This window comes from Gudongella ferriphila, assembly GCF_046224405.1.
Taxonomy (GTDB): domain Bacteria; phylum Bacillota; class Clostridia; order Tissierellales; family Tissierellaceae; genus Gudongella.
The window spans coordinates 131,841-146,202 of record NZ_JBJXRK010000003.1 but is presented as its reverse complement, the minus strand read 5'-3'; the positions used below and the strand labels follow the sequence as shown (position 1 = coordinate 146,202).

12 protein-coding genes are annotated in these 14,362 nt (G+C 40.6%); 10 read left to right on the top strand and 2 right to left on the bottom strand.

What is annotated here, in order from left to right; genetic code table 11:
- The first annotated feature begins 38 nt into the window (after nt 1–38).
- The 9 genes from ACKVDP_RS03990 (at nt 39) to ACKVDP_RS03950 (ending at nt 11,571) form a co-directional block, all read left to right on the top strand.
- Complete coding sequence (locus tag ACKVDP_RS03990; RefSeq protein WP_409227513.1) at nt 39–1,091, top strand: M42 family metallopeptidase; 1,053 nt, start codon at nt 39–41, stop codon at nt 1,089–1,091.
- Nucleotides 1,082–2,104 (top strand): M42 family metallopeptidase, encoded by a 1,023-nt coding sequence (locus tag ACKVDP_RS03985; RefSeq protein ID WP_409227512.1) that lies wholly within the window; start codon nt 1,082–1,084, stop codon nt 2,102–2,104. Before ACKVDP_RS03990 ends, ACKVDP_RS03985 begins: the two co-directional genes overlap by 10 nt.
- A complete protein-coding gene (locus ACKVDP_RS03980) occupies nt 2,105–3,097 on the top strand; it encodes a M42 family metallopeptidase (RefSeq protein ID WP_409227511.1) in 993 nt (330 codons plus the stop codon).
- A gap of 127 nt (nt 3,098–3,224) precedes the next feature.
- The gene (gene miaB / locus ACKVDP_RS03975) at nt 3,225–4,544 is read left to right on the top strand and encodes a tRNA (N6-isopentenyl adenosine(37)-C2)-methylthiotransferase MiaB (protein ID WP_409227510.1); all 1,320 of its coding nucleotides are present in this window, start codon (nt 3,225–3,227) and stop codon (nt 4,542–4,544) included.
- A 9-nt stretch (nt 4,545–4,553) separates the two neighbouring features.
- Nucleotides 4,554–7,166 (top strand): DNA mismatch repair protein MutS, encoded by a 2,613-nt coding sequence (mutS, locus tag ACKVDP_RS03970; protein ID WP_409227509.1) that lies wholly within the window; start codon nt 4,554–4,556, stop codon nt 7,164–7,166.
- A gap of 4 nt (nt 7,167–7,170) precedes the next feature.
- Nucleotides 7,171–9,000, top strand: coding sequence for a DNA mismatch repair endonuclease MutL (mutL, locus tag ACKVDP_RS03965; RefSeq protein WP_409227508.1), 1,830 nt, complete (start codon nt 7,171–7,173; stop codon nt 8,998–9,000).
- 9 nt (nt 9,001–9,009) lie between these two features.
- Nucleotides 9,010–9,948, top strand: coding sequence for a tRNA (adenosine(37)-N6)-dimethylallyltransferase MiaA (miaA, locus tag ACKVDP_RS03960; protein WP_409227507.1), 939 nt, complete (start codon nt 9,010–9,012; stop codon nt 9,946–9,948).
- 14 nt (nt 9,949–9,962) lie between these two features.
- Nucleotides 9,963–10,184: an RNA chaperone Hfq gene (gene hfq, locus ACKVDP_RS03955; protein ID WP_409227506.1), complete on the top strand. Its 222-nt coding sequence runs from the start codon at nt 9,963–9,965 to the stop codon at nt 10,182–10,184.
- A gap of 94 nt (nt 10,185–10,278) precedes the next feature.
- The gene (locus ACKVDP_RS03950) at nt 10,279–11,571 is read left to right on the top strand and encodes a methionine gamma-lyase family protein (protein ID WP_409227505.1); all 1,293 of its coding nucleotides are present in this window, start codon (nt 10,279–10,281) and stop codon (nt 11,569–11,571) included.
- Between the two features lie 47 nt (nt 11,572–11,618).
- On the opposite strand, the gene lexA is transcribed toward ACKVDP_RS03950, so the two are convergent.
- Nucleotides 11,619–12,236, bottom strand: coding sequence for a transcriptional repressor LexA (gene lexA, locus ACKVDP_RS03945; protein ID WP_409227504.1), 618 nt, complete (start codon nt 12,234–12,236; stop codon nt 11,619–11,621).
- Between the two features lie 174 nt (nt 12,237–12,410).
- On the opposite strand from lexA, the gene yneA reads away from it, so the two are divergent.
- Nucleotides 12,411–12,728: a cell division suppressor protein YneA gene (gene yneA, locus ACKVDP_RS03940; protein WP_409227503.1), complete on the top strand. Its 318-nt coding sequence runs from the start codon at nt 12,411–12,413 to the stop codon at nt 12,726–12,728.
- A 20-nt stretch (nt 12,729–12,748) separates the two neighbouring features.
- Here the strand turns inward: yneA and ACKVDP_RS03935 are convergent, their stop codons facing one another.
- A complete protein-coding gene (locus ACKVDP_RS03935; RefSeq protein WP_409227502.1) occupies nt 12,749–13,714 on the bottom strand; it encodes a tyrosine recombinase XerC in 966 nt (321 codons plus the stop codon).
- Nucleotides 13,715–14,362 lie beyond the last annotated feature (648 nt).

Sequence of the window (14,362 nt, the reverse complement as noted above, 5' to 3'; positions counted from 1 at the left end):
AACCCATTTTTTTGAAGAAAATACAAGGAGGTTAATACATGGAAACCAAGGAACTACTGGAGATACTGTCCAATGGGAACGGTGTCTCAGGCTTTGAATTTAACCTTAAGAACGAGATAATCAATGCATTTGAGAAGCATACGGATTCTATCCAGGTGGATAAATTGGGAAACATAATTGCCCACAGAAAAGGCTCCGGAAATGGTGATGTTAAAATACTGATGGCTGCCCACATGGATGAAATTGGATTTATGGTAAAGGATATAGACAAAAAGGGATTTATACATTTTACAAACATAGGCGGAATTGACCCAAGAACAATCCTGGCTCAGGAGGTTGTCATTCACGGAAAAGAAGAGGTTCTTGGAGTTATCGGATCCAAGCCTCCTCACTTGCAGGAGCAATCGGAGCAAGAGAAATCAATCAAGATGGAAGACATGATAATTGACACAGGGTTTAATAAGGACGAACTATCCCAGCTTGTGTCAATAGGCGATTCAATAACTGTCAACAGGAAGCTTGTCACTCTTATGAACAGTAGAGTTTCAGGAAAGGCAATGGACGACAGGGCAGGAGTTGCAGCTCTTTATGAGACCATGAAAGAGCTTGAAAAAATCAACCATTATGCGGATGTATATTTCGTCGCTACCATCCAAGAGGAAATCACAATGTCAGGAGCCTTAACTGCAACCTATGGAATTAATCCCGATATTGGAATAGCTGTTGATGTTGGCTTCGGAAGAACCCCTGAGCTGAACAATTCAAACTCAATCGAAATGGGAAAAGGACCGGGAGTCACACTTGGTGGCAATATACATCCAGGCTTGAGAAAAAGACTGGTTACTGTTGCAAATGATTATAATATACCCATTCAGACAGATGTTAGGCCAGGTCCCACTGGTACAGATGCAAGAGCGATGCAGATCACAAGGGAAGGAATACCTGCCTTGGTGCTATCCATTCCATTGAGGTATATGCATACTTCTGTTGAGGTTCTTGATCTTAAGGATGTATCACAAACTGCTAAGCTATTGGCATTTTTCAGTGCATCCATCAAAGAAGATGAAATGGAGGGGTTATTATGCTTCTAAAAAGACTAACTGAAGCCTCCGGTGTGTCAGGCAACGAAAAGGAAGTAAGGGATTTGATAATGTCCAGTCTTGAGGGCTATGTAGATGAAATAAAAACAGACAGAATTGGAAACCTTATTGTTCATAAGAAGGGTTCCAACCCAAGCGGAAAAAGACTAATGATTGCTGCGCATATGGATGAGGTCGGTCTACTTGTGAAGGACATAGATTCGTCAGGCTTGCTTAAGTTTATGCCCGTAGGGGGAATTGATAAGAGAGTGTTGGTATCAAAGGCTGTAACCATCGGCGAAAAGAAGCTGCCAGGAGTTATCGGAGCAAAACCAATTCATCTGCAAAAAAGGGATGAGTGGTCAAAGGTACTGGATATTGATGACCTTTATATTGATATAGGGGCTACCTCCAAGGAGGAGGCTGAAAGGCAAGTTTCCATCGGGGATTATGTAGCTTTTGACACTCCCTACAGCGAGATGGGAAATGGTACAATCAAGGCAAAATCCCTGGATGATAGAGTTGGCTGTTCGATTCTAATTGATATTTTGAAATCTGATATAGATGCTGATATATACGGCGCATTTACAGTTATGGAGGAGGTTGGACTTGTTGGAGCAGGACCAGCTGCCTACCAGATTAAGCCTCATATGGCTATTGTTTTGGAAGGAACCCTGTGCTATGAGATTGACGAACTGGATTCCCATCAAATGCCTACCATGCTTGGTAAGGGGCCTGCCATATCATTGATTGACAGAACAACCGTATACGACAGAAGCTTAAGGGAGCAAGTTGTTAAAATTGCCCAGGAGAACAAGATACCTTACCAGTTTAGAAAAACCTCAATGGGTGGCAATGATTCAGGGAGAATACACATATCTGGCACAGGCTGTGCAACCACTGGAATATCAGTTCCCACAAGGTATATTCACAGTCCTTTGTCCCTGATCAGCAAATCAGATTATGATAACACCTATAGACTTGTAGAGGCAATAATTAGAGAATTCGAGAAGGGGGCTATATAAATGGGTTTTAATTTTGAGTTACTGGAAAAGCTAGTGTCCGTATACGGACCTTCTGGAGATGAGTCTTTAATAAGCGCAACGATTCGTCAGGAAATCAATGAATATGTCGATGAGATAACAACTGATGCTCTCGGGAATCTAATAGCAAGGAAAAAGGGTAATGGTAAAAAGATCATGATTTCTGCCCACATGGACCAGATAGGATTTATCGTTACAGACATTGATAAGGAGGGTTTTTTGAGATTTGGCAATGTAGGTGGTATATCCCCGGACATCAGCTTAAGTCAAAGGGTTATTTTTAAAAATGGTACAATAGGGGCAATTTTTTCTGAACCACTTGAAAAGCCATCCGAGAGAAAGCTTGAAAACATGTATATTGACATTGGAGCCAAGGACAAGGAAGAAGCGGAAAAAATGGTAGGCATAGGAGATATGTGCATCTATTACAGTCCCTTTTCCCATAATGACAACGTAGTATTCACACCTTATTTGGATGACAGGGTAGGCTGCTTCGTTGCAATTGAAGCCCTTAAGAGACTTTCCAACAGTGAAAATGACCTGTATTTTGTTTTCTCGGTCCAGGAAGAGGTTGGACTTAGAGGAGCTAGAACAGCTGCTTACGGGATAGAGCCAGACTTTGGAATTGCAGTTGATGTTACTGCTCATGGTGATACTCCAAAGGCAAAGAGATTCGCGGTTGGCTTACACAAGGGAGCTGCCATAAAGGTGAAGGACAATTCAATAATAAGTCATCCTTCAGTTAGAAACTCACTGATAGATATTGCAAAGAATAAAAATATCCCTTACCAGCTGGAGGTTCTTGAATTTGGAGGAACAGACTCTGGAGCAATACATGTGACTAAAACTGGAGTACCTTCCGGAGTGATCTCAATTCCCACAAGATACGTTCACTCAACTGTTGAAATGGCTTCAAAGGAAGATATTGAGAACAGCATTGCGCTGTTGGAGGGCTATTTGTCAAAAAAACACTAAAAGCAATCTACTTAAAAAGTCTGTTCTGGAAGTTGGTTCATAGACCATCTTTCAGCAGACTTTTTATTGCGAAAATGTGTTATAATTTAAGTTGTAGCAATTAGGAGCAAAGCAAGGAGAAATGAAAATGAAGAAATATCTTATAAATACATCCGGATGTCAGGCAAATGAGTTGGACTCAGAAAAAATTTCCTGGGTTCTGGATACAATGGGTTATGAGTCAACCCAAGACAAGGAACAGGCTGATATAATACTGTTCAATACATGCGCTGTAAGGAAAAGTGCAGAAGACAAGGTGTTTGGACAGCTAGGTGAGCTGAAGGAGCTTAAGAGAAGAAAGCCAGAGGTGATTCTTGGAATTTGTGGTTGCATGATGCAAAGGGAGGACATCAGAGAATTCTTTTTGTCAAAGCACAAGCATATTGATCTTGTTTTTGGTACCAACAACATCCACAAGCTGCCCCAGTTGATTTCAAGACAGATTGAGACAGGAAAGACCATCGTGGATATCATAGAAGACACAAGAGAAATAGACGAGAATATCGATGCCCACAGAAAATATTCATACAAGGCCTTTGTAGATATAATGTATGGCTGTGATAACTTTTGCACTTATTGCATTGTTCCCTATACCAGAGGAAGGGAAAGAAGCAGGGAGCCTGAAACCATAATTATGGAAATAAGTAAGCTTGTGGAATCAGGAGTGAAGGAAGTGACATTGCTAGGTCAAAATGTGAATTCCTATGGGAAGACCCTCCATATGGATTACTCATTTCCTGACCTGCTGAAGGACATTAACGAGATTGAGGGTCTTGAACGAATAAGGTTTATGACCTCACACCCCAAGGACTTCACAGAACGCCTCATACAGGCTTATGTTGAACTAGACAAGCTAAGCCCTCACCTTCACCTTCCGGTGCAGTCAGGGAGCAACAGGGTGCTTAAAATGATGAATAGGAAGTATACACGAGAGGAGTACCTGGAAAAAATCAATGCAATTAAAGAAAGGTTGCCTAATCTTGCAATCACCACAGATATAATTGTAGGTTTTCCTGGCGAGACTGAAGAGGATTTTCAGGATACAATTGATTTGGTAAGAGATGTTGAGTTTGATTCAGCATTCACCTTTCTGTATTCCATAAGAGATGGAACAATTGCCGCCAAAATTGAGGAACAGGTTCCTGACCAAATCAAGCATGAAAGATTTCAGCGACTGCTTGACACCCTTCATCCCATCGGTCTTAAGCTAAATCAGAAGCTTTTGGGTACAATTCAGAAGGTTTTGGTTGAGGAGGTAAGCAAAAATGACAGCCGGGTTATGAGCGGCAGGACTGAAAGTGCCAAGCTGGTCCATTTTCCAGGTGGAGAAGAACTGATTGGCAAAATAGTGAATGTAAGAATTGACAATGTTAAAACATTTACTCTTGAAGGAGAAATGATTGACTAGGAGGACTAAATGGGAACACTTACTCCAATGATGCAACAGTATGTAGATACAAAGAAAAAGTATGAGGATGCCCTGCTATTTTTTAGACTAGGAGACTTTTATGAGATGTTCTTTGAGGATGCTAAAATCGCATCCCGAGAGCTGGAAATTGCTTTGACCAGCAGAGATTGTGGTCTGGATGAAAAGGCTCCCATGTGTGGTGTGCCCCATCATGTGGCTGAAACATATGTTTCCAGGCTTGTTGACAAGGGCTACAAGGTAGCCATCTGTGAGCAGGTTGAGGATCCAGCCTTAGCTAAGGGCTTGGTCAAAAGAGACGTGGTGAGGATTGTCACCCCTGGTACAATCGTGGATGGGAATCTTCTGGATGAAAAATCAAATAATTTTCTTGCAAGCATATACCTGGATGAGTACGGGGTAGGCCTCTCTTATGTTGATAACTCCACAGGCGAAATGTTCACCACTGAATTTATAGGTGAAGAGGAGAACAGTCAAAGATTTGTACTGGATGAGCTTGGAAAGATAATGCCTTCAGAAATAGTTTGCAACAAAGGATTTACAAGAGATAAGAAAATGATTGGAGTTATCAGGAACAAGATCAATCCCTATATTAACGTGCAGGAAGACACATCAGTAGATGTTGAGAGTAGTAAGGACTCCATTCTTAAGTTCCTAAAGAAAGATGACCTTGAAAATAATCGCTTGAAAGAAAAGATATATTCGGTACTTTCTTTGGGCAAGCTCATAGATTATCTGAGGGATACACAGTTCAACGCCATCGATCACATCAAGGAGCTGCAATATTACGAACCTGATCACTTTATGCTTATGGACATAAATACCAGAGCAAACCTTGAAATACATGAGACCATGAGGTCCAAGGAAAAAAGGGGGGCACTGATCGGTATTTTGGACAAGACCCAGACTGCAATGGGTGGCAGGTTGCTTCGGAAGTGGCTGGAGCAGCCATTGCTTGATAAGAAGCAAATAGAGTCCAGATTGGACATGGTGGAGTTTCTCGGCAACAATCCTTTCCTGCTTGAGGAAATCAAGGACATACTAAAGACAATATACGATATTGAAAGACTAATAAGCAAGATATCAAACGGAAACCCCAGTGGTCGAGATATGCTTGCCTTAAGTCAATCCATACAAAACATTCCCCAGCTTAAAGGGATACTGTTGGAAACCGGTTTAAAGCAATTTAACAGACTCCAGGAAGAAATGGACGATTTAAGAGATATTCACCAGCTTTTGACCAGTGCCCTTGACGAAAATCCTCCTCTATCAGTAAAGGAAGGCGGAATTATCAGACAGGGGTACAATGAGTATCTTGACGAACTTAGAGTTAGCAAAACCAAGGGTAAGGAATGGCTGGCAAGATTTGAATCGGAAGAAAAAGACCGAACAGGAATAAGGACCCTCAAAGTAGGCTACAACAGGATAATGGGCTATTATATAGATATAAGAAAATCAAGTGTTGACCAGGTTCCGGATAATTATATCAGAAAGCAGACATTGGCAAGCTCCGAAAGATACTACACCACTGAGCTTAAGGAGATTGAGGACAAGATCCTGGGGGCGGATGAAAAGGCAATTCAGCTGGAATATGAGCTTTTTCAGGAAATTCGAATTCAGATTAAGAAAGAGATCCAAAGACTTCAAAAAACAAGTAAACTCATAGCAGTGCTGGATGTAGTTATGAGCCTTGCTATTGTGTCAAATGCAAATAGCTTTACCAGACCAAGTCTTAACACTAAAGGAATCATAACCATAGAAGAGGGAAGGCATCCCGTGGTTGAAGCAACAATAAAGCATCAGCTATTCGTGCCCAATGACGCCTACATGGATACAAGAGATCATATGGTCCACATCATCACAGGACCAAACATGGCTGGTAAATCGACATTTATGAGGCAGATTGCAATTATTGTACTACTTGCTCAAATAGGTTCATTTGTACCTGCAAGAAATGCTGATATTGGGATTGTGGATAGAATTTTCACCAGAATTGGTGCCTCAGACAATCTTTCCCAGGGGGAAAGCACCTTTATGGTGGAGATGAACGAGGTGCCCAATATACTGAGATTTGCAACATCCAAAAGTCTGGTTATTTTGGATGAGGTTGGAAGGGGTACAAGCACATTTGATGGTCTTAGCATTGCTTGGGCTGTTGTTGAATATATTGCCAACAAGGTAAAGGCAAAGACACTTTTCGCAACCCATTATCACGAGCTGACCCAGCTTCAGGAGAGGCTACAGGGAGTAAAAAACTACACAATTACCGCAGAAGAACAAGGTGATGACATAATCTTCCTGAGAAAGATCATCAAGGGTAGTACCAATCAGAGTTTCGGAATACAGGTGGCAAGGCTTGCTGGAATAAGGAAGGAAGTTATTCAAAGAGCAAGTGAAGTATTAGCCACCATTGAAGGCTCCCACAACATAAATATGGATCAGCCCATAGAACAAAAAAACCAAAAACAGATGAATCTTGTTGATTACAGGAAGGATTTCTTTATTGATAGAATTAGGAATATTGATATAAATGGGCTTACGCCCATGGATGCCTTAAATACGCTCAATAACCTGGTAGAGGATGCCAAAAAGCTTAAGGAGTGACCCTATGAGTAAAATAAAAGTTCTGGATAATCTCACAATACAAAAAATTGCTGCGGGGGAAGTAATTGAGAGACCTGCTTCCATAGTTAAGGAGCTTGTGGAAAACTCAATCGATGCAGGGGGAAACCAGATTATAGTTGAAATTTCTGATGCTGGCAAGGACTTTATTAGGGTGACTGACAACGGTGAGGGTATGGATGAGGATGACCTAAGGCTTGCCTTTGCAAGACATACCACCTCGAAGCTGAACTCAGTGGAGGATCTTAATAGGATACTGACCATGGGTTTCAGAGGAGAAGCCCTCTCCAGCATCTGTGCAGTTTCCAAGATTGAGGTGTTAACAAGACGCAATGAAATGGATGCGGGTCTGATGGGATATGTTGAGGATGGTATCTTGAAATCCATTTCTCCAACTGGTTCACCAATTGGAACCACCATGATAATACGAAAACTTTTTTATAATCTACCTGTTAGAAAGAGGTTCATGAAGAGCAAGACCTGGGAGGAAAATGCTATTACTGAAACAGTTACAAGGCTTGCAGTGGGCAATCCTGAGCTTTCCTTTAAGTACATCAAGGACAATAAGGTTGTTTTTGTCACAACAGGTACAGGAGATGTCAAGAACACAGTATTTCAACTTTTGGGCAAGGACCTTGCGTCCGGTCTTAAAAAACTGTCCATAAGGACAGAGGATTTCAATATTGATGGCTATGTTTCTGACAATACTTTGTATAGAAGCAACAGACACCACCAGTATCTGTATGTTAACGGTAGGTATGTGGTTGACTATAGACTCTCAAGAATCATTGAAAAACAGTACCAAACTCTGATCCCAATAAACAGATACCCTGTTTTTATTCTATTTGTCAATATTGACCCATCAGATGTGGATGTAAATATTCATCCAACAAAGCAGGAGATTAAATTTACAAATGATACTAATATTTATCAGAAGCTTGAGGCTGCCCTCAGGAACAATATCGATACGGTAATGCGTGTTCCAAGAGCTGACCTGGAACCTAAGGTTAGGAAAAACATGGAGGAATATCCTTCAATTTGGGATATGGCAAAGGATGGTGCAGCAGGTTTAACCGGTAACAGCGTAGACAATGAGGATATTGATGAAAAAAGCATTGTATTTATAGATTATTCAGGTGATGAAAAGAGGTCTGAAGAAAGCTTGACCTATGAAAATCATGAAAGCTATGATACAGAAGTGACAATTGAAGCTGAGAGAAAGGCCAAAATCAGCTTCAGCTCATTGAGAATTCTGGGAACGGCATTCAGAACCTATATATTTGCTGAAAATCCTCTAAATTCTATACTGTATATAATTGATCAGCATGCAGCCCATGAGAGGATTATGTATGAGAAGCTCCTAAAGGAATTCAAGAGTGAAAGCATTCATGTTCAGCAGCTTCTTCAGCCCGTGGTTCTGGATCTGAGCCAAACCGACTATAATATTGCCAATGAGAATCTGGAGCACTTTGAGAATCTTGGCTTTCTAGTGGAGCCTTTTGGAGATAAGAGCATGATCCTAAGAGGAGTACCATTTATTTTCGGTGCTCCTGACAGCAAGAGGCTATTCCTGGATATATTGGATCAGCTTGAAGAAAATACACTGACAAGCTACGAGACCAGATTGGATAAAATAATGAAAATGGCATGTACAAGCGCGATAAAAGCAGGTGATAATGTTGACGAAATGGAAGCCCAGGCACTTCTAAAGCAATTAGAGGAATGTGACAATCCTTATACATGCCCTCACGGTAGACCTACAATAATCGAGATGACAAGGAAGGAACTTGAAAAGAAGTTCCTCCGTATAGTATAGGTGAAAATTATGAAGGAAAAACTAATAATAATTACAGGGCCAACAGCAGTTGGTAAGACTTCCATTTCAATTTCCCTTGCCAAGAGAATGAATGGTGAAATAATTTCAGCTGATTCTATGCAGATATATAAATATATGGATATAGGGACAGCCAAGGTTACAGAAACAGAAATGGAGGGTGTGCCCCACCATTTGGTGGACTTTGTTAAGCCTGATCAACAATTTACAGTTGCTGATTATAAAGATAATGCAACAAAGATAATACAATATCTTAATAAAGAAGGCAAGTTGCCCATTGTAACAGGTGGAACCGGGTTATATATAAACTCTCTAGTATATGAACTGAATTTCGTGGACGTTCCTCCAAACCAGGAATTAAGGGATGAGCTTGAATCATTTGCAGTTGAGTATGGGAATAGTGCATTGCTTGACAAGCTCAGGGGGATTGATCCAATAGCAGCTGGTAAATACACTGAAAATGACATCCAAAGGATTGTAAGAGCAATAGAAATCACAACGCTCTCTGGTAAGACATACGATGAATACGGGAGTAATTTTAGAGTTCCCAATGAAAGATATGACCTCTTGATGTACTGTTTGACTATGGATAGGCAAAAGCTCTATGAAAGAATAAACAAAAGGGTTGATGTGATGCTTCAATTGGGCTTGGTTCGGGAGGTAGAGATGCTTATGGACATGGGTTATGGAAAAGATCTGGTGTCCATGAAAGCAATTGGGTATAAAGAGGTTATGGAGTACCTTGAAGGAAATGAGAACTATGAGGATACTGTAGAAAAAATCAAGAAGCTTTCAAGGAACTATGCAAAGAGGCAGCTGACATGGTTCAGACGGGATAAGAGAATTAATTGGATCGATGTTGAGGAATATGAGAGTAAGGATGACATTGTTGAATATTTGGTGAATGATATCAACAAACATATATATTAAAGGGGGATTTTTTCATGAAACAAGGAGTGAATTTGCAGGACCAGTTCCTTAATACTGCCAGAAGGGAGGGAATATTGATCACAGTCTTTCTAGTGAACGGATATCAGATTAAAGGCTATGTCAAAGGCTTTGACAGCTATACGTTGGTTCTTGACGCTGATGAAAAACAACAGTTGGTGTATAAGCATGCCATATCTACAATAATCCCAAGCAGTGTAATTGATTTTGAATATTAGCAAGCATATCATATGGCAATATCAGTAAAGAGCATCAATCAAGTCTCTGGTGACAGAGACTATTCTTTTGCAAAATTAAAATTAAGGAGAAAACATGAACGAGTTAACAATAAAATATTTATGTAAACAATATGATTTAAGAAGCGAAGTGGTTGCTTTTGTGAACAGGATGGAGGACATTGTAGGGGAGAAATTTAAAAATCTAGATGAAATAAGAGAATATAACCAGTACAAAGTGATAGGTGCCATGCAGGACAACAGGCTTAGCTCCACAGATTTTCACTGGACAACTGGCTATGGCTACGGAGATATCGGTAGAGAGAAGGTAGAGTCAATATTTGCCAATATTTTCAAAGCCGAGGCTGCTTTGGTAAGACCTGCCATAGCTTCCGGTACCCACGCTCTCAATCTTGCCCTGTCAGGCATACTAAGACCTGGGGACCAGCTGCTTTACATTACAGGTGCCCCATATGACACACTTCAGAAGGTGATAGGTGTGAAGGGGAATGCTGGTGGAAGTTTGCTGGATTATGGAGTCCTGTATGATGAGGTTCCACTTAAGAACAATGGGATCGATATAGTGGGGGCATTAGACTCGATCAACGAAAAAACAAAGCTTGTAGCCATTCAGCGCTCCACCGGCTACAGTGATAGAAGAGCCATTACTATTGATGAGATTGAAGAAGTCATACAGAATATTAAATCACAGCATCCAAATGTTCTAATAATGGTTGATAATTGCTATGGAGAGTTCCTTGATACCCGAGAGCCCATTGAGGTTGGAGCAGACATTATTGCCGGATCCCTAATAAAGAACCCAGGTGGTGGCATCGCCCTTTCAGGCGGTTATGTAGCCGGTAAGGAGGAGCTGATTAATATGGTCGCCAACAGGCTTACAGCTCCAGGTTTAGGGAAGGATACTGGTTTGACCTTTGGAACCAGTAGAACAACACTTCAGGGCCTATTTCTGGCTCCACATGTGGTCTCTGAAGCTGTTAAGGGTGCTTTCCTGGTTGCCATGACCTACAAGACTCTAGGATTCAATATAGTACCTGAGTTGGATGATGAGAGAAGTGATATAATCCAAGGTGTGGAGCTATTGACCGAAGAGAGGGTCAGTGAGTTTTGCAAGGGAATCCAGGCTGCCTCCACAGTAGACTCCTACGTTGTTCCTGAGGCATGGGACATGCCAGGGTATGCCGATAGGATCATAATGGCTGCTGGTGGCTTTATAGAAGGCTCATCAATAGAACTAAGTGCAGACGGTCCAATGAGAGAACCCTATTATGCATATTACCAGGGTGGCTTGACCTATGATCATTGCAAGCTTGGAGTCATGAAGTCACTCAATAACCTGTACAGCAAAAATCTGGTTAATCTAGTATAGAAAATTAGGAAAGGCATTGGCGTAAATAATTCGCCAATGCCTTTATTTTAGTATTTTCTATACAATCCCTTAATCTTGCCCAATATTTTTACATCTCTTGCATAGATTGGCTCCATAAACTGATTTTCCGGCTGTAGTCTGATACGATCCTTTTCCTTGTAGAAACGCTTGACGGTAGCTTCTTCTCCCAGCAGTGCAACCACGATATCTCCATCTCTGGCATGGGACTGTTCCTTCACAAGCACCAGGTCTCCATCCATGATTCCGGCATCAATCATACTTTCTCCCTGAATTTTAAGCATAAAGACGTCATCGCCTTCGGCTTCCTCCTGAGGGATGGGGTAGGTATCCTCAATGTTCTCCACAGCAAGAATTGGAGCACCAGCAGTAACTCGCCCCAGAATCGGGACGTCGACTGTTTTCTTCTTTGTCATAATCATACCATCTGAAAAGTCGATTATTTCAATAGCCCTTGGTTTTGTTGGGTCCTTGCGAATATAACCCTTGCCTTCAAGGGTATTAAGATGGGCGTGAACGGAGGAGGGGGATCTTAAATTCACTCCATCACATATTTCCCTTACAGTTGGTGGATACCCCTTGTTTGAAGTTTCTCTTTTGATGTATAGTAAAATTTCTGTTTGCTTCTTGGACAAATCATCGTACATTGAATTCACCTCACTGATTTTATAATGCACCTTTTAAATGATTATACCATAGTTAAAAGGGGAAATCAAACATGGGTTCGATTATTTTGCTCAAAACTATTGACACAGTACACACGTTCGTGTAGAATATAGATAATCGAACAGATGTACTATACTAATGGTGAGGTGTATTTTATGAAAAGTAAGAGATATGTAATAGTTGATAGTAAAAGATTCTTCCTGTTTATGACCTTTTTAATTACAATAATTGCTTTGGTGATGTTTTCTATAATGTCCATGACTGGCGCTTATTCAATGGCATCAGTAGAAGATTTTGAGGAGTATTGGATCAAGCAGGGTGACACTCTTTGGGAAATCGCTGATAGATATGCACCTGAAGGCTATGATACGAGAAAATTCATCTACGATATAAAGGAGCACAATGAAATGGAAACCAGCATGATTTTTCAAGGCGAAAAGCTGCTGATTCCCATAGTGGCAGTGGTTGATTAAGGGCTTAGAGGCCCTTTTTCCTATTTATTCTTTTTTCTGTTTGCTAAAGGGTTGCTTTTTACTGCATCACGAAGTCTGTCATCATCAAGGTGTGTATATATCTGAGTGGTTGAAACCGATTCGTGCCCGAGTATTTCCTGTAAAGCCCTTATGTCTACATTGCCATATTTATACATAAGGGTCGCTGCAGTATGTCTAAGCTTGTGAGTGGAGTATACCTGAGGATCAAGTCCTGATTTTTCAAGATATTTGTCAATCATATGTTGGATTGCCCGATTGCTCAACCGCTGCTTTCTTTTGCTTAAGAATAGGGCTTTTTCACCTGGAACCACTGGTCGGAGGGATAAATAATCGTTGATTGACTGTACACATGCTTCATTTAAAAATATTGTCCGTTCCTTGTTACCTTTACCAATTACTGTTAGGGTGTCCTCGCCGTTGATTTTGTCCAAATCAATGCTTGAAAGCTCTGAAAGACGCAATCCACAGTTGAGAAATAGCATTATTATGGAATAATCTCTGGAGCGGTACAACTCATTGGGGTTTGAAAGCACTGTGTTAAGGAGCTTTTCAGACTGATCAAGAGTAAGGTAAACCGGATGTCTTGCATCGGTTTTTGGAAATTCAAGGTACAGTGCTGGATTTTCATCAAGTAGGTTAACGCGTGAATGCAAATATTTGAAGAAGGACCTTACAGAGGCGACTTTTCGAGCTCTGGTGGAGCTTGAATTTGCTCGTTTCTTGTCAGTGTAGGAAATATAGGCATGCAAATCCTGGATTGATACCTTTTTAATGGTATCAAGATCAATATCATCAATTTCAATCTCATCAAACTCAACATTGGAGTCTACCAATTTAAATCTTATTTTTAGAAATCTAAGAAAAGTACGCAGGTCAAAAAAATATTCCTTAACAGTATTGGAAGAGGTACCTTTGATGGTTTCCATATAATCCAGATAATCTTCCAGCAGTAGCGGTATTTTCATAAAAAACCCCTCTTTTTGGCATATTTTTGGTATATTAGTCACAAAATAACTATTTTGTGACTAATAATATTTTACCATATCGCAAGTTTTTATGCAATTAAATCAGTGAATTCAATTTCAGATCTTTTCTACTCTGCGCCAAGATTTTACTTTCAAGCAAAACATTTTCGCACTTTATGTACGAAAAAATTTAAAATTGAATATTACGGTCCTTCAGAACCACCTGTCCGGTGTGGTAAGAGCCAACATTCCGGTTGCAAGAGCCACTAGCTTTTATGCCGCGAAAGCCACTTTATATGGGGTGATACTCTTTGGTATAATCTTGGAGGCGATAGCCAATAATTAAGTATTGTTTTCGCCTGCTTTAAGGAGTCCAGAGGGTATAGGGGACCCATGTCAAGTGGACCGTGGAATAAATGCGGTCTTGAAATTAGTACTGTCAGATCAATTGGTTCATGCACCGGATTGGTGGCTCAGCTTTGTCGGACAGATGGCTCAATAGTGTCCGGAATACTCAAAATCAAAATGTTCAACCTTTTAATTGAATTACATTCTCAACAACCACTTCCACCACAGACATTTCTTTAGAATGCCAGAAAAAAATAATCATGCACTAAAATTGGATCAAACACGACTAAAATCTATAAA

Bases quoted from the DNA above. Each gene is read 5' to 3' on its own strand.
- ACKVDP_RS03935 (WP_409227502.1), bottom strand. From the start codon at position 13,714: ATGAAAATACCGCTACTGCTGGAAGATTATCTGGATTATATGGAAACC.
- miaA (WP_409227507.1), top strand. From the start codon at position 9,010: ATGAAGGAAAAACTAATAATAATTACAGGGCCAACAGCAGTTGGTAAG.
- ACKVDP_RS03980 (WP_409227511.1), top strand. From the start codon at position 2,105: ATGGGTTTTAATTTTGAGTTACTGGAAAAGCTAGTGTCCGTATACGGA.
- ACKVDP_RS03990 (WP_409227513.1), top strand. From the start codon at position 39: ATGGAAACCAAGGAACTACTGGAGATACTGTCCAATGGGAACGGTGTC.
- ACKVDP_RS03985 (WP_409227512.1), top strand. From the start codon at position 1,082: ATGCTTCTAAAAAGACTAACTGAAGCCTCCGGTGTGTCAGGCAACGAA.
- miaB (WP_409227510.1), top strand. From the start codon at position 3,225: ATGAAGAAATATCTTATAAATACATCCGGATGTCAGGCAAATGAGTTG.
- mutS (WP_409227509.1), top strand. From the start codon at position 4,554: ATGGGAACACTTACTCCAATGATGCAACAGTATGTAGATACAAAGAAA.
- hfq (WP_409227506.1), top strand. From the start codon at position 9,963: ATGAAACAAGGAGTGAATTTGCAGGACCAGTTCCTTAATACTGCCAGA.
- yneA (WP_409227503.1), top strand. From the start codon at position 12,411: ATGAAAAGTAAGAGATATGTAATAGTTGATAGTAAAAGATTCTTCCTG.
- ACKVDP_RS03950 (WP_409227505.1), top strand. From the start codon at position 10,279: ATGAACGAGTTAACAATAAAATATTTATGTAAACAATATGATTTAAGA.
- lexA (WP_409227504.1), bottom strand. From the start codon at position 12,236: ATGTACGATGATTTGTCCAAGAAGCAAACAGAAATTTTACTATACATC.
- mutL (WP_409227508.1), top strand. From the start codon at position 7,171: ATGAGTAAAATAAAAGTTCTGGATAATCTCACAATACAAAAAATTGCT.